Consider the following 18,311-nt stretch of genomic DNA (forward strand, 5'->3'; position numbering starts at 1 on the left):
AACAATGCATCGCTGCGTCGCCGGTGAGGGGGGTTCTAAGGTTACTCCAACCCACCCGCAACCCCTTTTTTCGGAAAACGTCATTTTTTTTTCATGTTTCTTTATTGTGCCCTGAATTCAGCGGGTTGCTTGGCAAAAGTTCCTCAAAACATGCGTCATTCGCAACTCTATTTCGTTGATCTTGTATAAAGGCTAGACGATCAATCGCTATATATAGCGTTAGGCAAATACACGACCCCAAGTCACCTTGAGTCTCCGCCCCTTAAAAGGCCGACTCAACCCTTCGATATGCAGGCCCCAGGACTTCCAAAGCAACGCCCGGTCCCTCTGCGTCCCATCAGGCCCAAGAAGCACCTCTTGGCACGCTGACCGAGAAGCAAAGTCTTGTCAGACAGCTTGTTTGCGGCGCGCCGCGGGAAGTCGCAGTACCAAGAGACCAACGATGACCGCCATGTAAACCATCGGCTCTACCGACCAGGTTTTGGTCAGCATCAGGTAATGCGATCCACCCAGAAATACCGCCACATATGAGAGACGGTGAAGCTTGCGCCATCTGGTCCCAAGCTTGCGTACGGAAAGGTTGTTCGAGGTCGCCGCCAAAGGCAGAAGCAACAGAAAGGCCGCCATGCCGATGGTGATGTAGGGCCGTTTGACAATATCGGTCCAGATTTGACTGATGATCCCGACATCGAGCACCAACCAAACCAGCAAGTGCAACGCGACATAACTAAAGGCAAGAAGCCCAAACGCTCGTCGAAATTTCAACAGGTTCAGGCCGAGCCAACGGCGCAATGGCGTGATCGTCAGCCCGATGATCAGCAGTTGCAGGGCAATCTCGCCAAGCTCGTGCTCAAGCGCCTTGATCGGCTCACGTCCCAGACCGCCGGTTTGCGCAAGATACAACAGATATGGCACCGGCAACAGATATAGCACATAGACCGCCCAGACGGGTATCCGGCGCGCGAATGTATTTATCCAGTCAACGACAGTCATAGGGGCACTCTAACACAAGAGAAGTTAAAAGTTGGCTCGCAGATCCATGCCTTCGTAGAGGCTGGCAACTTCTTCTTCGTACCCGTTGAACTTCAGGGTCGGCACGCGCGGCGAAAACAGCCCACCGCCGATCTTGCGCTCGGACGCCTGGGACCAGCGTGGGTGATCGACCTCCGGGTTCACATTGGCATAAAACCCGTATTCGCTGGCCTGAAGGGCTTTCCAGGTATTGATCGGCTCTTCATCGGTCAGGGTGATCTTCACAATCGACTTGATCGACTTGAAACCATATTTCCACGGCACCACAAGCCGCATGGGTGCACCATTCTGGTTGGGAATGGTCTTGCCGTAAATCCCCGTGGCCATGATCGTCAACGGGTGCAGAGCCTCATCCAGACGCAGACCCTCCACATAGGGCCAGTCGATGGTGCGGTATTTCTGGCCCCGCATTTCTTCGGGCCGGTAGAGTGTCTCGAAGCGGACGAACTTCGCCTCGGCCTTCACCCCTGCCATCTCCAGCAAATCCGCCAGTTCAAAACCATTCCAGGGGATCACCATGGACCAGGCTTCAACACAGCGGAACCGGTAGATGCGCTCTTCGACCGTCATCCGCGCCATGATGTCCTTGAAATCGTAATCGCCGGGTCTATCCACCAGCCCGTCGATGGTCACTGTCCAGGGATCGGTCGTCAGCGCCTCGGCATAGGCCGCCGGGTCGCCTTTGCCGGTGCCGAATTCGTAGAAGTTGTTATATTCCGTGATGTCTTCCCAGGAGTTGGGCTCCAACGCTTCCTCAGCCGCGGCCTGTGTACCCAGACCAGCCATCCCGACGCCTGCCGCAGCCCCCGCCATCACCTGACGACGGTTCAGAAACAGGCGTTCAGGGGTGACGTCATCGCGGGTCAGCGTATTGGTCCAACGGTGTGCCATTTGTTACTCCTGCGTGATCGCGTTGCGCTTCATGTAGAGAGTAGTACGCGCAGCACCAAACCAATTCGAGTCACGAATGAGACAGGAAACTGTAACGTTTGCCGCGCCCGCTCACAGGCCAAGCATACCGGGCAAGTCTTTCATGGAGGTAAAAAGCCGGTCGCAAACGGGTGTCATGCGCCCCCTATCACTCTGGGCGACATAGCCAAACGTGATCATCCCGGCAGCCTGTCCGGCGCGTGCGCCGCTGGGGCTGTCATCCACAACCACGCAACGATCCACGGCGATACCGGCATCGCGCGCCGCTTTCAGGTACACGTCCGGGGCCGGTTTGGGCGTTGCTACATCTTCGCGCGATACGATCCTGCCCCTGAAACGGTCCATCAAGCCCGTGCGGGTCAGTGTGATCTCCATCTTGCGGTGCGGTCCGTTTGAGCCCACCGAATACAGGATACCTGCTGCATCCAACGCATCCAACACCGCTTTGATATCCGGTATCAGTTCAACCTCTTGGGCAAGCACATCAAACATTTCCGCGTAAATCGCGTCCAGCCAGTCCTCCGGCAGGTCTGCACCCAGTTCCCGGCTTTTTTGCATCACGCCCATCATGGTGCCGCCAACAAATAGTTCGGTTATCCGGTCGAGGGAAATATCCAGCCCATGACGTGCCAAATTATTACGCATGACCACATTGGTCAGCGGTTCACTGTCAACGAGAACGCCGTCGCAGTCGAATATCACCATGTCGGGGGGGAGGATCATGAAAAAGGCCGGGTCATATGCCCGGCCTTTCTGACGTTATTTCCAAAGCGGCGTCAATGGATGACGGCATCATCCGGTTTGGGTCTGTTGGTCGCGGTAACACGGTCTCCGATGATCAGCCCTTCACTGCCTGCTGATATGACCAGCGTGTCGCCGTCCTTCACATCGCTCGCCAAAAGCATTTCGGCCAGGGGATCCTGCAAGGCTCGCTGGATCACCCGTTTGAGCGGCCGCGCGCCAAACACCGGATCATAGCCCTCATCAGCCAGCCATTTGCGCGCACCGTCATCCAGATCGAGCGTGATTTTCCGCGCCGCGAGCCTCTTGAGAAGCCGCGCCAGCTGGATATCGACAATGCCGTCCATGTCCTCGCGGCCCAACCGGTCGAAGATGATGGTTTCATCCAGCCGGTTCAGAAATTCCGGCCGGAAATGCGCGCGCACCGCATCCATCACGTCCCGCTTGGCGTCAGAGGCATCCGCACCATCGGGCAAGCGGCTGAGGCTTTGCGCCCCGAGGTTCGATGTCAGGATGATCAGCGTCTGCTTGAAATCCACCGTCCGGCCCTGACCATCGGTCAGCACCCCATCGTCAAGCACCTGCAAGAGCACGTTGAAAACATCCGGGTGCGCCTTTTCGACCTCATCAAACAGCACGACCTGATAGGGACGCCGGCGCACGCTTTCCGTCAGCGCGCCGCCCTCATCATATCCAACATAACCCGGAGGGGCACCGATCAGACGGGCAACGCTGTGTTTCTCCATATACTCCGACATATCAATGCGCACCATCGCGTTGTCATCGTCGAAAAGGAATTCCGCCACAGCCTTGGTCAGCTCGGTCTTGCCCACACCGGTTGGCCCCAGAAAGAGGAACGAGCCCAGCGGGCGGTTTTCGTCATTCAGACCAGCCCGCGCGCGGCGCACCGCATTGGCAACGGCACGCACGGCTGTAGCCTGCCCGATCACCCGCTTGTGCAGTTGATCTTCCATGCGCAACAGCTTGTCGCGTTCGCCTTCCAGCATTTTGCCCGCCGGAATACCCGTCCAGCGTTCTACCACACTGGCGATCTGTTCGGGCCGCACGGCTTCTTCGACCATCATGTCGCCCTCGTCGCGCCCTTCGGCATCCTGCAACTGCTTTTCGATCTGCGGGATCACCCCGTAGGACAGCTCCCCGGCCTTGGCCAGATTGCCCTCGCGCTTGGCGATCTCCAGCTCGGCCCGGGCATGATCCAGCTTTTCCTTCAGATCCCGCGCGCTGGACAGCTTGTCGCGTTCTGCTTGCCACTGCGCAGTCATGCCGTCACTGCGTTCCTGCAAATCGGCAAGGTCCTTCTCCAGCGTTTCCAGACGGTCCTTGCTGGCACTGTCATCTTCCAGCCGCAGGGCTTCGGCCTCGATCTGCATCTGCAATATCTGGCGGTCCAGCGCGTCCAGTTCTTCGGGCTTGCTGTCCACTTCCATGCGCAACCGGCTCGCCGCCTCATCCACAAGGTCAATGGCCTTGTCCGGCAGGAACCGGTCGGTGATATAGCGATGGCTCAGCGTCGAGGCCGCCACCAGCGCAGAATCCGATATCCGCACCCCGTGGTGCAACTCGTATTTCTCTTTAATACCCCGCAGAATGCTGACCGTATCCTCCACCGTCGGCTCCAGGATCATCACCGGCTGGAAACGGCGCGCAAGGGCCGCGTCCTTCTCCACATATTTGCGGTATTCATCCAGCGTTGTAGCGCCCACGCAATGCAGCTCACCGCGCGCAAGGGCGGGTTTGATCAGGTTCGCCGCATCCATCGCACCATCGGCTTTGCCGGCACCCACCAGAGTGTGCATCTCGTCGATGAAAAGGATGATCTCGCCGGCAGCTTCCGTCACTTCAGTCAGCACAGCTTTGAGGCGCTCCTCGAACTCACCGCGATATTTCGCGCCGGCGATCAGCGCGCCCATATCAAGCGCCAGAAGCTTCTTGTTGCGTAGGCTTTCGGGCACATCACCATTGATGATACGCAGGGCCAACCCTTCGGCAATCGCGGTTTTACCCACACCCGGCTCACCAATCAGCACCGGGTTGTTCTTGGTGCGCCGCGACAACACCTGCATGGCGCGGCGGATTTCCTCGTCACGGCCAATGATCGGGTCAATCTTGCCCTCTTTTGCCCGCTCGGTCAGATCCAACGCATATTTCTTCAACGCATCATACCCCTCCTCTGCGGTTGCCGTATCAGCCTTGCGTCCCTTGCGAACATCATTGATTGCGGAATTCAGGGCCTGAGCGGTCACACCCCCCGCATCAAGCGCAGATTTCGCACCCGATTTCACCATACAGAGCGCCATAAGCAGCCGTTCTACCGGCACAAAACTGTCACCCGCCTTTTTGGCCAAGGCTTCCGCTTCGACAAGAACTTTCTGTGTTGCGTTGTCGAGATATACCTGAGCGGCGTCACCACTGACCTTCGGCATCTTGGTGAGCGCCAATTCAAGCGACTGCATCACCTGGGCAGGTTTGCCGCCAGCTGCAGAGATCAGGTTGCTCGCCAATCCCTGATCATCATCCAACAACGCTTTCAACATGTGCTCGGGGGCCAGCCGCTGGTGGCTTTCCCGTGTCGCGATCGTCTGGGCAGCCTGAATGAAGCCGCGCGACCGTTCCGTGAACTTGGTCAAGTCCATGGGTTTTCTCCTTTTCTAAAGCGCCCCGTAATGCTGCGCCCGACTTGGCGGCACGTCAGCGGAAAGGGCCTTGGATGTTATTTGGGGGACGCAAGACCGCGCTTCAAGAGGGGCGCGGCCTTCGATCACCCGCAACCAGATTAGGCGCAAAAATTGACCCTTTCGCTGATCCAGATCAAAACCGTTTCTCATGGGAACCTCACCAGCCCTTTCCCCGTTACCCCAGCCTTTCCAATGCCTATCTATACGTCATCAAAACGCGCAAATTACTCCACTTCCAACGCGCCTGATTACGAATAGTGCTTAACCATTTGGCTTGTTCTGCCAGTTCCAGTCATGCGTTCCGGTCGATTTTCTGCTGACCGGGCGCATGAGCGGTCGAAATCAATAAGGTTCTGTTTGCCGTAAGAACGTTAACGGGACGGTAAGATCAGAACCGCCAACGACCGCGAGTACCCACCTGACCCGGAACATGGCCTCGGCATGTCTTCCGGGTCTTTTTACATCCAACTGCAGGGCACATGGACATGGGACAATCCAGCCCCTAAGGAAGCGTCAGGCCAAGGGGAGCGAAAAGCATGGCAGATGACAGATTGATCGTGGCGCTGGATGTACCAAACGCGCTGGCGGGCCATCAACTGGCGGAAAGACTTGGCGACGCCGTCAGTTTTTACAAGATCGGTCTGGGCATGCTGACGGGCGGCGGCCTAGCTTTGGCCAACGAACTTAAACAGGAGCATGGCAAGCGCATCTTTCTGGATATGAAGCTCTTCGACATAGGTGCAACGGTCGAGGCAGCGGTGCGGGGTTTAGCGCAGTTCGACCTCGATTTCCTGACGGTCCACGGCGACCCGCATGTGGTTCGCGCAGCCAAGGAAGGGGCAGCAGGGTCGGAAACAAAAATTCTGGCCGTAACCATTCTGACCTCTCTTGACCGTACCGATCTCGATGCTTGCCAGATGCGTCCCGGTGATCTCTCCGAATTGGTCGCCGCCCGCGCCCAGGCGGCGTTTGAGGCTGGTGCGGATGGTGTCATTGCATCGCCTCGTGAGGCGGCGATGATTCGCACCCTGCCAGATGCTGGAAACCGTCTGATCGTAACGCCAGGCGTGCGTCCGGCAGGTGCCGATCTGGGAGACCAGAAACGAGTCGCAACCCCGGCAAACGCCATTGCTGATGGCGCAGATCACATCGTTGTCGGTCGTCCGGTATGGAAATCCTCCGATCCGCGCACGGCGGCAATGCGCATTCTGGCAGAGCTCAACAGTCCGCAAGCCTTAAGTCCAAACCACTGAACTCGAAGAATAAAGCCAGGTTATCCACAACATCACATAACCAGCACACAAGTCGAGAAATCTACAAACTGTGTCCCGGAAACAACAGAATACAGGATGTTGTTTGCCCTCGGCATTCGCGGTTAGGCGCATTCGCCTTTAAGTGGTAAGTTGACGTAAGGTGATACTCCCCAACGAACCGCGTCTTCCTGAGGTTCGTTACCTCCCCCCGCTTAATGCAGCGGGGGGTTTTTCTGTACCCATCATGTCCGCAGCCACAAAACAGGGCCCAGGTTCGATGCGGATACATCGCTCGTCTTCCCACGAACAGATAGATACTTACAGACGCCTCTATCTGCGTTCCATTTTCCCTGAAATGGCAGGTCGAACATGGTGCCGAAGCCACGACTTTGGCGCATGCCCAAACGGAATGGAGCCCCGAAGCCCATGTTCATTTGCAGCAGGACGGCGTAGGATCGCAAGATATCTCAACCAACTCAAAAGCCCTCGCAGATGCCTGCTCTTTGCCGCGATTGCCTGACCGAATTCGATGCTGCGCGCCGGTGCCCGTCCTGTGCCAGTCCCCGCATCATCACGCACCCTGAGCTTTTCGCCTTGTCGATCGCCCATATGGATTGCGATGCCTTTTACGCATCGGTTGAAAAGCGGGATGACCCAAGCCTCGAAGGCAAGCCGGTCATCATCGGTGGCGGACGCCGCGGTGTCGTGTCTACGGCCTGCTATGTCGCCCGTATCCGCGGTGTAAAGTCAGCTATGCCGATGTTTCAGGCCCTTAAGCTTTGCCCCGAAGCCGTTATCATCAAACCCCGAATGAGCGCCTATGTGGAAGCGTCGCGCGCCATTCGCGCAATGATGGAAGAACTGACCCCGGACATTGAGCCGCTGTCTCTGGATGAGGCTTTCATGGACCTTTCGGGCACCGAGCGGCTGCATGGTGCCCCGCCCGCTGTGATGCTGGCCCGTCTGATCCGGCGGATGCGCACCGAATTGGGTCTGACCGGTTCCATTGGCCTGTCACACAACAAGTTTCTGGCGAAGGTGGCATCAGATCTCGACAAACCGCACGGCTTTTCAGTGATCGGCAAGGCGGAGACGGAGAGTTTTCTGCGTCATAAACCGGTACGTTTGATCTGGGGTGTCGGCCCGGCAGCACAGGCCGGTTTTGAAAAGGCAGGTATTCGGACTTTCTCGGACCTCTTGCGGTGGGAGCGCACTGACCTCATCGCGCGTTTCGGATCCATGGGCGACCGCTTGTGGCATCTTGCACGTGGACAGGACCGCCGTCGCATATCTGCCCACACACCTGTAAAATCCATCTCCAACGAGACCACATTTTTTGAAGATACCAGCGATCCGGAGTTGCTTGATGGACACCTGTGGCGCATGGCCGAAAAAGTATCGGATCGCGCCAAGGCAAAGGATATTGCCGGGCGGGTGGTCACCCTCAAGCTGAAACGCGCTGACCACTCGTTGATTTCAAGGCGGCTCAGCTTACGGGATGCAACGCAACTGGCCGACACCATTTACAGAACAGCGCGTGCGTTGTTTGACCAGCTTGGAGATCAAGGGCCATACCGGTTGTTGGGTTGTGGCCTTTCCGACCTCGTTGATGCGGCTGGTGCCGACAGATCCGGTGATCTGCTGGATCAGGATGCCACGCAAAGGGTTCAAGCTGAGCGGGCAACAGACGAAATTCGCGCCCGCTTTGGCCCTGAGGCTATCCTGAAAGGCCGCGCGCTCAGGTAGGTTATTCAGCCGCCAGCGGCCTGCGCTCCTGACCAATTTGCGCAATCTCGGCAATGACAGACCGCAAAGCACGCTGCACATCGGCAAAATGCTCGGAGGGCTTGATCTGCTTTTCGTCCATGTAAATGGCGCGATCAATTTCAACCTGCACGGCATGCTGGCCGCGCGAGGGACGACCGTAAGCCTGGGTCACATAGGCCCCGGCAAAGGGGGCATTGCGGGTCACGGCGAAACCCGCATCGCGAAAGGCCATCTCCACACGGTCGACCACATCGCCAGCGGCCGCTGCGCCGAACCGGTCTCCCAGCACAACTTCGGGGCATTTGGCACCCGTCCGGGCAATGCCCTGCAACGCCTCGTGCGGCATGGAGTGGCAATCTATCAAGACAGCCTGACCATGATGAGTGACAGCGCGGTCCAGCAAGCTTTGCAACATCTCATGATAGGGATGCCAGTAGTCAGCGAGCCGTTGATTCGCTTCGAGAATGCTCAGCTTGCCCCGGTAGATCGCCCGACCATTCGCGACCACGCGCGGGATCACACCCAGACCCGAGGCAACACGGGGATTGTGACCGCGTCGACGCACGCCAACGATGAGCGCCGGATCAAGCTCATCACTGCTGCGGTTCAGGTCAACAAACGCACGCGGGGCGCGCGCCTTGAGAAAGCTTGCACCGAACTGCGGCGCGGATTCGAATAGTTGATCTACAAATGCGTCTTCAGACGACCGGATCGCCTTATCATCCAGCACCGTGGCCCGTAAAAGCGATGCAGGATAATGACGCCCGCTGTGAGGTGACGCAAACACCACGCAAGACTGGTTGCTTTGGGGATAAAAAACTTCAAAAGCCGGCTTCAGCATAGGGGTTCCTCTTGGTCAGACCATAACCCATAAAATACAATGGCCGAAAGCCCTTGATCTTGGCCGCGACTCCTTTTAAAGACCCCGCTACCGGCGCGTTTTTCGCGCCCCATTTTTATTCGGGGCAACGGAAATCGTGTGATATAGGGGGTGATTAGCTCAGCGGTAGAGCACTTCGTTGACATCGAAGGGGTCACTGGTTCGATCCCAGTATCGCCCACCACCTGATGAACTGGTCCGGATTTTCCGGATCGCCCGCAACCCGGCGCTGGCCCGCGCCACGACATGAGGAGACCGACCATGAAGGTTCGCAATTCGCTCCGCTCGCTCAAGAATCGGCACCGCGACTGCCGTGTTGTGCGTCGCAAAGGCCGCGTTTACGTAATCAACAAAACGCAACGCCGGTTCAAAGCCCGCCAGGGCTGAAGACCCGCGCGATCAACTCGAAAAAGCCGCTCCTTTTGGGGCGGTTTTTTTGCTTTGTAGCTAGGACATGCCCACGTATCGGGGATTTAATTACCTTTGGCGCACGTCGATATCTTCGAATTCCTGCTCAATCAGCCGTGTCTCTAGAAGCTGTCCACCACGATATAAGAGTGGATAGGCTGCGGAGGCGACATGGCTGTTGAAATCCCGCAGAGAACTGACGGTTTCGAGATGTATGTCGCTGGAATCAAAACTGATCTGGACACCTTCGCTCAACCGCTTGAGGTGTCTTTTACGGCTTTTTCGCTCCATCCGGGCCATCTCCTGCTTTTCTTCTAGCAACAGCCGTGCACTTTCCAGATCGTCTGAGACCAGAAGGTTCGATGCCAGTTGCAGATTGGCTTTGACCTGCTCGTGCATGCTCTGGATTTCCGCAGCACCGCTCTCAGAAAATCTGATCCCCTTTTGAGCTTTCTCTTTTGCCAGCGGGATGAGCCTCTTGGCCACGATATCGCCGGCGGTTTCAATCGCGATTGCGTATTCCGCCAACTCACGGACGCGCTTGTTCTCGGCCTTGCTCAAGGCACTGCCCTGCAATGCAGCAGAATAACGGCGAACGTCATCGAGTGCTGCGTTCACATAGGCATCTTCTGACAATACCGCGCGGGCCTGAGTGGGATCGTACTTTGTATAGGCATCCATGATCGACGCAAACATGGTCTCGACCAGTTGGAGCATGCGCAGTACTTCGCGCTTGAGATTTGCGATCGCCAGATGTGGCTTGTCCAGCACCGTTTCATCAAGCGTCGACCTGTGGAAAGGCGATTGCTCTTCAAGCGAAGGGGCAGGATCGGGCAAGAGGCGCGCAATCGGTGCTTCCAAACGGTTCGCAAAGATCAGCAAGGTCAGAAGCAACATGTTGAACAGGATATGGGCATTGATCAACGTCTGCGCCGAAGTCATTGATCCGATGTAGGGCAGCAGATCCAATTTGTTGACCGCGCATAGAACGATGAAGGCCCCGGCCCCACGCAGCGCAAGATTTGCAACCGGAACACGACGTGCCGCATTGACCATGCCGCGCGTCAGCCAGACCGGGATCAGCGCGCTGCCCAGATTTGCCCCCAGCACCAATGAAACCCCTGCGACAACCGGGATTGCCCCCACCGATACCAGCGTGACGCACATCAAGATGACGGCAACGCTGGAGTGCATCAGGAAGGCCAACGAGGCGCCGACCACGAAAGCGCTGATGAAATCGGTTGCCAAGTAATCAGCGATAACCGGTAAAAACGCACTGTCCCGGATCGGATCCATGGTTTCTCGCAAAAACCGCAGGGAAATCAGGATGAAGGCAATGCCCAGCACGATACGACCGGCTTGTTTGAGCTTGCGCTGTTGGGATTTGATGAACAAACCGCCCCCAACCGCAAGAAGGACGGGCACCAACCACTGCAGATCGAACGAGAAGACCTGAATAAGCAATGCGGACCCCAAATCCGCGCCCAGAACCACGGCGAGCCCCGAACCAAAGGAGATTGCCCCGGCGGATGAAAACCCAGCAACCAGCAAGGCAACCGCTGCGGAACTTTGCAGGATCACGGCCAGCGTCAGACCGGCTAGCGCCGCGCTCGCCCGGTTGCGGTTTTGCGTCACGACGCGTTGGAAAGAGGCCCCAAAGGCGCGCTCTATGCCCGTCCTGACCATCCGGACCGCAAACAGCAAGAGCATGGTTGCGCCCATCAACTGGACAAGAAAGGAGATGATCAGCATAGGGCACTTTCGTTCATTCTTGCGTCCGGATCAGAAAGGCTGGCCAACCAGCCACAGACAAAAACGCATGGCCGGGTTACGGCGCGATGGCATTAAGGACCTTTTGGTGACAGGCTTTGCAGGCAGGGTCAATCAACGTCATGCACGCCTAAGGACTTCCGCAACACGCCATTCTTTAGGTCGTAAAATGGCCACTGACACCATGAAACAAGCCACGGCCTGCATTTCTCAATCACCTGCGTTCAAGGTAAAATTCAAGCAAGGCATTGACGTTTTGATCAGCCATGCCTTTGTTTTGTGAAACCTTGTACTGTCTGACAAACGGCATAAGTGCAGTTCTCAATCCTAGCTGACAAAGGCCTTCCATGACCAAAGCACTTGAATACACCCCGCCGAAAATCTGGACATGGGACGCCGAGAACGGCGGCCAGTTTGCCAGCATCAACCGCCCCATTGCAGGTGCGACACATGACAAGGAGCTTCCCGTCGGCAAACATCCATTTCAGCTCTACTCCCTTGCCACTCCCAACGGCGTCAAGGTCACGGTCCTGCTTGAAGAGCTGCTCGCCCTAGGCATCAAGGACGCCGAGTATGACGCCTGGCTGATCAAGATTGGCGACGGAGATCAGTTCGGCAGCGGATTTGTCGAGGTGAATCCAAACTCCAAAATCCCTGCCCTGATGGACCGGTCGGGCAGCACACCCCAACGCATCTTCGAATCCGGTGCGATCCTGCTGCATCTGGCGGAGAAATTCGGGAAGTTCATACCAACCGATCCTGCCACGCGCGCGGAAACCCTGTCCTGGCTGTTCTGGCAAATGGGCTCAGCGCCCTATCTCGGGGGCGGATTTGGCCACTTCTACGCATATGCGCCGGAGAAATTCGAGTACCCGATCAATCGTTTCGCGATGGAGACCAAGCGCCAACTCGACGTGCTGGACCGGCAACTGGCGACCCGCGACTTCATTGCCGGATCGGAATACACCATAGCCGATATGGCGATCTGGTCATGGTATGGGCAACTGGTACTCGGCAGGCTCTATGATGCTGCCGAATTTCTGGATGTCGAGAGCTACAGACACGTCCTGAGATGGGCCAAGGCGATTGATGCGCGCCCGGCCGTGCAGCGGGGCCGCATGGTCAACCGCAGCTTTGGCGAGCCCGAAATGCAATTGCACGAGCGTCACGACGCGAGTGATTTTGAGACCAGAACCCAGGACAAGATTGGCGAAAACGCCTGACCCGCTTGCCGGATCGGTCAGCACCAAAGGTGCTGACTGGCACGGGGTTACCGCTGCCGCCCGACCTGACGGCAAATCAGGATCACCGGCAGCAGACCGATGGCGACGATTACCAGGCTGGGCACGGCAGCACCTTCCAGACGCTCGTCAGAGGCCAGCCGGTAGGCCTGCACAGCCAGTGTGTCATAATTGAAAGGCCGCATGATCAGGGTTGCGGGCAACTCCTTCATCACATCCACGAAGACGATCAACAACGCCGTCAACAAGCTAGGGGCCAAAATGGGCAGGTGCACCCGGCGCAACGTACCCATGGCGCTCTGTCCCAAAGACCGTGCGGCAGCATCCATGTTGACCGGCACCATTGCCTGACCGCCCTCATAAGCACCCATGGCAGCGGCCAGAAAACGCACCATATACGCCATGACCAACAACCAGATGGACCCGGTGATCAGGAGCCCGGTCGAGATATCGAAGGCGCTGCGCATCCATGCGTCCAGCGTATTGTCAAAAAGGGCAAATGGCACCATCAGCCCAACGGCAATCACCCCGCCGGGAACGGCATATCCCAGACGCGCCACATAGGCAGCGGCCCGTGATCTGCGACCCGGTCGCGCGCGTTGATAAAAACCGACCAGGATCGCCGCACCCACTGTAACAACAGCCGCTGTTGCCGCCAAAGTCACCGAGTTCTGAATGAAGCCCAGATAGCGTGGACTGAGCAGGTTTTGTTCTGATCCAAGTCCCATGCTCAGCAAGACGATTATCGGCAGGACAGCGCCGAAAAGCACCGGAATCCCGCACAGGACGATCGCCAGGATCGCCCTGGGCCCGTGCAAGAGGGCAGCGTCCATCGGCTGCTGGCGACGCGCCGTATCATGGTATTTCGCCCGCCCCCGCTGCGCGCGCTCCAACATCGCGAGCAGCAGCGCAAAACTCAGAAGGCAAAGGGCGAGCTGTGCCGCCCCGGCGCGATCTGCCAGCGTGAACCAGCTTGTGTAAATGCCGGTCGCAAACGTCTGAACCCCGAAATAGGCCACTGTTCCGAAATCAGCGATGGTTTCCATGACGGCCAACAGAACACCTCCTGCGATGGCCGGGCGGGCAAGGGGCAGACTGATCCTGAAAAAAGCGGCCCAGGCGGATGCGCCAAGGGCTCGGGCGGCCAGAAATGTCGTTGCACTTTGCTGCAGAAAAGCAGCTCGCGCCAGAAGATAGACGTAAGGATAGAGCACCAGAACCAGCATTGCAGCGGCCCCACCCAAAGAGCGCACCTCCGGGAACCAATAATCCCGCGGCCCCCACCCGGTCAGATCGCGCAAAGTGCTTTGTACGATGCCGGGATGATCCAGCACATGGGTATAGGCATAGGCCAGCACATAAGCCGGGAAAGCCAGTGGCAGCACCAATGTGATCTCGAAAAACCGAACTCCCGGGAAGCGGGTCATGGTCACCAACCACGCCGCCCCAACCCCCAGGGCAAACGTGCCCGCAGCCACCAGAATGACCAGCGTGGCGGTGGTGCCTGCATAGCGTGGCAGCACCGTGTCCATCAGGTGCGATATGGTGTCCGTGCCGCCGCTCAAAGCAGCGATGGCTACAGCCAGCATCGGCAAGAGACAGATCGCCGCGATCAACGAAGCCCAGGACGATAGCCCGCGCAATCCGTCGCCGGGCCTGCGCTTTCGGCCCGTTGTTCGGGCGGGCGTCACGGAAGATAGGTCTGACATAAGGTCTTTTTCGACGCTTTTTGTCAGAATTACCAGCCCCGTTCGTGGGGCCGCCGCCTCAGGTGGTTTCGTAGTCGCGCTGATCCTCGATCACCAAACCGTCTTTCGGCAGGCTGCCAGGGCTCACGACCTCGATAATGCCTTTGAGTTTCAGCGTCGCCGCCACACTGGCCGCGTAATCCTCCGCCGCACCACCCGTCGTCTCCAGCTGTACTGTCATCGCATCCTGCATTCCGTCACGGCGCGCGATCACCCGCGCTTTGACGATTTCATCATGGCGGGCCACGAGATTTGCAACCTGCTCGGGGCGCACAAACATTCCCTTGATCTTGGTTGTCTGGTCCGCGCGCCCCATCCACCCCTTGATGCGCATGTTGGTCCGACCGCAGGGGCTTTGGCCCGGTAAAGCCGCGCTCAGATCACCTGTCGCAAAGCGGATCAGCGGGTAATCGGGGTTAAGCGTGGTCACGACCACCTCCCCCACCTCTCCCGGTGCGACGGGCTCGCCAGAACCGGGTGTCACGATTTCGACGATAACCCCCTCATCGACGATCATCCCCTCCATCGCCAGACTTTCATAGGCGATATTGCCCAAATCGGCGGTGGCATAGCATTGCAGACAGGTGATGCCGCGATCTGCATAGGCCTGCCGCATCGCCGGGAACAGAGCACCGCCGCCTACCGCCGCCTTGGTGAAACTCAAGGCAACATTCAACGCATCGGACTTGTCCAAAAGCACCTTCAGGTAGTCCGGCGTGCCGGCATAGGCGGTGGACCCGACCGCCTTGGCGGCCTGCACCTGTAGTTCAGTCTGGCCGGTGCCCGCTGGCAGGACGGTGGCCCCAACCGCACGCGCCCCAGACTCGAAAATCATGCCTGCCGGTGTCAGATGGTATCCAAAACAATTCTGAACGACATCGTCTGCACCAATACCGACCGCATGCAGAAACCGGCCCATGCGCCACCAGTCGTGGGTTACGCCACCCGGCTCATAGATCGGCCCCGGGGATTGGAAAACATGCGCCGCGTTACGCACGGGTATTCCGCCGAAAGGCGGGTTTTCAGCCTGCCAAGCGGCCAGATCGGATTTGCGCAAGACCGGCAGATTTCTTAAATCGGCCAAATCCTGAATACTTCCATCTTCAATCCGGCAGGCCCCGGGCGTCGCCGAGACGCGTGCAATATTGGCCTGAAGTGCCTGCAGCTGCGCCGCGGTACGCGCATCCGTGCTGCGGGTTTCCAACGCGTCATAATGGGTATTCATTCTCATTCAGCCACTGTCTGAAAGGGTTGGTCGGCGCGCAGAATATGGGTTGTGACAATCTCGATGTCTGTCTGCCCCTGATTGGTCACACCCCCATGAACCTGACCCGCAGGAAAGAACATAGGCGTACCGGCCGGCAGCGTCACCTCCTTACCATTGGGCATCAAGGCCTGCCCACCCACGATCATAACGGCATGTTCATCGCCGGGGTGGATGTGCAAGGGAATGCGCCCACCCGGTTTGACCGTCAGCTTCGAGACAATGACAACAGTGCCTTCCGCATTGCTGAGAGGTTTTTCATTCAATATCTCCCGCACAACCAGTTCTTCGGCGGCAACGGGCGCGGCCATCAGCGCCACGAAAATGGCAAAGGCAATCTGTCTCATCGCATGTCTCCGTTATTGGGGTTATGATAGCCAGCGTTTGCGGCGGCGATAGCTGCGCACATCGCGAAAGGATTTGCGTCCCTCTTCCGACATGCCCAGGTAGAATTCTTTCACATCCGGGTTCTCGCGCAGCTCACCTGCGGGGCCATCCATGACCACGCGACCGGATTCCAGAATATAGCCGTAGTGGGCGAACCGCAGCGCGACATTGGTATTCTGCTCGGCCAGCAGGAAGGTCACGCCTTCGTTTTCATTGACTGATTTCACGATTTCGAAAATCTGTTCGACCAGTTGCGGAGCCAACCCCATCGATGGCTCATCCAGCAGGATCGTCTCGGGTCGCGACATCAGCGCGCGCCCGATGGCGCACATCTGCTGTTCACCCCCCGAAGTATAGCCCGCCTGGCTTTTGCGCCGTTCTTTGAGGCGCGGGAAATAGGTGTACACAAGCTCCAGATCGGCCTGGATCGCAGCATTGCCGTCTTTACGGGTATAGGCCCCGGTCAGCAGGTTCTCTTCAACTGTCAGATGCTCAAAACAATGACGCCCCTCCATCACCTGAACCACACCTCGTTTCACGGTCTCTGCCGGGTCCTGATGCTGAATAACCTCACCGCGATAGCGGATCGACCCTTTGGTCACCTCGCCGCGCTCGGAGGCCAGAAGCCCCGAGATAGCCTTGAGCGTCGTGGTCTTGCCGGCCCCGTTTCCGCCCAGCAGGGCGGTGATCCCACCTTTGGGCACATTCAGGCTGACGCCCTTCAACACGAGGATCACATGGTTGTAGATCACCTCGATATTGTTGACCTCCAGCACCGTATCGGGCTTCGTGTCCTGTTGCTTGGCGGCGTCCAGCATCGTGCATTGACCTTCCGTTTAGGGGATGCCCCGGCAGCGAAACCGCCGGGGCCATGTTGCTTAGTTGCAGTTGGATGCGATGTTGTTCTCTGCCTTGAACGCAGCAGAATCCTCATCAATCAACGGCTGGATGACGCTCATGTCCGTCGGTGCAAAATCCGAAATCGTCACGAACTCGCCCGCACTTGCGTCCCATTGCGTGACGGCCACCATGCCTTCGCCGCCGTGGTTTTCACATGAGACGGAGAACGACGGACCAAAGCCTGGCAGTCCATTGGCGGCCATTACGTCCTCCGTGATCACCAGTGCTTCCATACCGTCTCGCATCTGACCGGAGGTGATGTCATCCACCCCATGCATCTTCTGCGCCACTTTTACCGCCTCGGCGGCCAGCATGGCGGCATAGATACCCCGATTGTAGGGCACGGTACCAAGCTGATCGCCCGCACCCGCAGCCTTGCCTGTGTCGACCACGTATTTTTGCAGGTCTTCGTAGAGCGGGAAATCATCGCCCACCGCTGTCAGCGCCAACGCCTTGAACCCATTGGCCTTGTCACCGGCCGGGGTCACATCGATCTCAGCCCCCGACCACCAGATGCCGATGAAGTTTTCCATCGGGAAACGGATGTTGGCGGCTTCCTGCACGGCCACCTGGTTCATCACACCCCAGCCGTACATGATCACATTGTCCGGCTTTTCACGGCGGATTTGCAGCCATTGGGATTTCTGTTCCTGTCCGGGGTGATCAACCGCCAGCAGGCTCAGCTCGAACCCGTGCTTTTCACTGAGCTTCTCCAGCGTCCGGATGGGCTCCTTGCCATAGGCGGAGTTGTGGTAAACCAGTGCGATCTTCTTGCCAGATATATCGCCACCATTCTGTTCCAGAATGTGGTTGATCGCGGCGGATGCCCCGTTCCAGTAGTTGGCCGGGTAGTTGAAAACATGGCTGAAGACATCGCCGTTAGCCGCAGATGTCCTGCCATACCCCATGGAGTGAATCGGAATGTCATCCGCCGTGGCCTTGGGGATCAACTGGTAGGTGATGCCGGTGGAAAGCGGTTGGTACACCAATGCGCCTTCACCTTTGGTGCTCTCATAGCACTCCACGCCTTTTTCGGTGTTATAGCCGGTCTCGCATTCCAGCACGCGTGCTGCCACGCCGCCGATGCCGCCGTCACGCTCGTTCAGCAGCGTGAAGTAATCCGCATACCCATCGGCAAACGGAATGCCGCCCGCCGCATATGGTCCTGTCCGGTAGCTCAGCGATGGAAAGACAAGATCCGCCATCACGGGGCTTGCCGCCATCAGGCCGGCCACGGCCATTGTTCCCAGTTTATACTTCATCGGTGTTACCTCCCTTGGTGTTTGTCCGATAT

The 18,311-nt window shown here is 57.9% G+C and carries 16 protein-coding genes and 1 tRNA gene; 6 read left to right on the forward strand and 11 right to left on the reverse strand.

Annotated elements, in window-relative coordinates; all coding sequences use genetic code 11:
- Positions 1–387: 387 nt before the first annotated feature.
- The 4 genes from msrQ to clpB all read right to left on the reverse strand — a co-directional run bounded on the left by msrQ (position 388) and on the right by clpB (position 5,357).
- The gene (gene msrQ / locus Q0802_RS06505; protein ID WP_298915304.1) at positions 388–993 is read right to left on the reverse strand and encodes a protein-methionine-sulfoxide reductase heme-binding subunit MsrQ; all 606 of its coding nucleotides are present in this window, start codon (positions 991–993) and stop codon (positions 388–390) included.
- A 24-nt stretch (positions 994–1,017) separates the two neighbouring features.
- Positions 1,018–1,923: a protein-methionine-sulfoxide reductase catalytic subunit MsrP gene (gene msrP / locus Q0802_RS06510; RefSeq protein WP_298915307.1), complete on the reverse strand. Its 906-nt coding sequence runs from the start codon at positions 1,921–1,923 to the stop codon at positions 1,018–1,020.
- A gap of 111 nt (positions 1,924–2,034) precedes the next feature.
- The gene (locus Q0802_RS06515) at positions 2,035–2,685 is read right to left on the reverse strand and encodes an HAD family phosphatase (protein ID WP_298915310.1); all 651 of its coding nucleotides are present in this window, start codon (positions 2,683–2,685) and stop codon (positions 2,035–2,037) included.
- 53 nt (positions 2,686–2,738) lie between these two features.
- The gene (gene clpB / locus Q0802_RS06520; RefSeq protein ID WP_298915313.1) at positions 2,739–5,357 is read right to left on the reverse strand and encodes an ATP-dependent chaperone ClpB; all 2,619 of its coding nucleotides are present in this window, start codon (positions 5,355–5,357) and stop codon (positions 2,739–2,741) included.
- A gap of 578 nt (positions 5,358–5,935) precedes the next feature.
- On the opposite strand from clpB, the gene pyrF reads away from it, so the two are divergent.
- Complete coding sequence (pyrF, locus tag Q0802_RS06525) at positions 5,936–6,652, forward strand: orotidine-5'-phosphate decarboxylase (protein ID WP_298915316.1); 717 nt, start codon at positions 5,936–5,938, stop codon at positions 6,650–6,652.
- Positions 6,653–7,144: 492 nt separating this feature from the next.
- Positions 7,145–8,398, forward strand: a complete 1,254-nt coding sequence (locus tag Q0802_RS06530; RefSeq protein ID WP_298915319.1) for a DNA polymerase IV — start codon at positions 7,145–7,147, stop codon at positions 8,396–8,398.
- Between the two features lies 1 nt (position 8,399).
- Here the strand turns inward: Q0802_RS06530 and Q0802_RS06535 are convergent, their stop codons facing one another.
- On the reverse strand, positions 8,400–9,260 hold the full coding sequence (locus Q0802_RS06535; RefSeq protein ID WP_298915324.1) for an N-formylglutamate amidohydrolase: 861 nt from the start codon (positions 9,258–9,260) through the stop codon (positions 8,400–8,402).
- Between the two features lie 148 nt (positions 9,261–9,408).
- Here Q0802_RS06535 and Q0802_RS06540 point away from each other — a divergent pair.
- Positions 9,409–9,483: transfer RNA gene (locus Q0802_RS06540), tRNA-Val, on the forward strand.
- A 77-nt stretch (positions 9,484–9,560) separates the two neighbouring features.
- Positions 9,561–9,686, forward strand: a complete 126-nt coding sequence (gene ykgO, locus Q0802_RS06545) for a type B 50S ribosomal protein L36 (RefSeq protein ID WP_005850168.1) — start codon at positions 9,561–9,563, stop codon at positions 9,684–9,686.
- Positions 9,687–9,776: 90 nt separating this feature from the next.
- On the opposite strand, the gene Q0802_RS06550 is transcribed toward ykgO, so the two are convergent.
- Positions 9,777–11,459, reverse strand: coding sequence for a Na/Pi cotransporter family protein (locus Q0802_RS06550; RefSeq protein WP_298915327.1), 1,683 nt, complete (start codon positions 11,457–11,459; stop codon positions 9,777–9,779).
- Between Q0802_RS06550 and Q0802_RS06555 the strand changes: the two genes are divergently transcribed.
- Both Q0802_RS06555 and yghU read left to right on the forward strand, forming a co-directional pair.
- The gene (locus tag Q0802_RS06555; RefSeq protein ID WP_298915330.1) at positions 11,449–11,760 is read left to right on the forward strand and encodes a hypothetical protein; all 312 of its coding nucleotides are present in this window, start codon (positions 11,449–11,451) and stop codon (positions 11,758–11,760) included. The genes Q0802_RS06550 and Q0802_RS06555 overlap by 11 nt on opposite strands.
- Before the next feature lie 64 nt (positions 11,761–11,824).
- Positions 11,825–12,700 (forward strand): glutathione-dependent disulfide-bond oxidoreductase, encoded by an 876-nt coding sequence (gene yghU, locus Q0802_RS06560; RefSeq protein WP_298915333.1) that lies wholly within the window; start codon positions 11,825–11,827, stop codon positions 12,698–12,700.
- 47 nt (positions 12,701–12,747) lie between these two features.
- Here yghU and Q0802_RS06565 read toward each other — a convergent pair whose 3' ends face one another.
- Genes Q0802_RS06565 through Q0802_RS06585 form a run of 5 tightly spaced genes read right to left on the reverse strand, consistent with a single transcriptional unit; the run spans position 12,748 to position 18,279 of the window.
- Positions 12,748–14,427 (reverse strand): iron ABC transporter permease, encoded by a 1,680-nt coding sequence (locus Q0802_RS06565; protein WP_298915335.1) that lies wholly within the window; start codon positions 14,425–14,427, stop codon positions 12,748–12,750.
- A 58-nt stretch (positions 14,428–14,485) separates the two neighbouring features.
- Positions 14,486–15,697 carry a phenylacetate--CoA ligase family protein gene (locus Q0802_RS06570; protein ID WP_298915338.1) on the reverse strand — a complete coding sequence of 404 codons (1,212 nt, stop codon included), beginning with the start codon at positions 15,695–15,697 and terminating at the stop codon, positions 14,486–14,488.
- On the reverse strand, positions 15,694–16,077 hold the full coding sequence (locus Q0802_RS06575; RefSeq protein ID WP_298915341.1) for a cupin domain-containing protein: 384 nt from the start codon (positions 16,075–16,077) through the stop codon (positions 15,694–15,696). The genes Q0802_RS06570 and Q0802_RS06575 overlap by 4 nt, the downstream gene beginning before the upstream one ends.
- Before the next feature lie 21 nt (positions 16,078–16,098).
- Entirely contained in the window at positions 16,099–16,935 is an 837-nt protein-coding gene (locus Q0802_RS06580; protein WP_298915344.1) for an ABC transporter ATP-binding protein, read from the reverse strand.
- Positions 16,936–16,995: 60 nt separating this feature from the next.
- Positions 16,996–18,279 (reverse strand): ABC transporter substrate-binding protein, encoded by a 1,284-nt coding sequence (locus tag Q0802_RS06585; RefSeq protein WP_298915346.1) that lies wholly within the window; start codon positions 18,277–18,279, stop codon positions 16,996–16,998.
- Positions 18,280–18,311 lie beyond the last annotated feature (32 nt).

The organism is uncultured Roseobacter sp., assembly GCF_947495275.1.
In the GTDB taxonomy this organism is placed as follows: domain Bacteria; phylum Pseudomonadota; class Alphaproteobacteria; order Rhodobacterales; family Rhodobacteraceae; genus Roseobacter.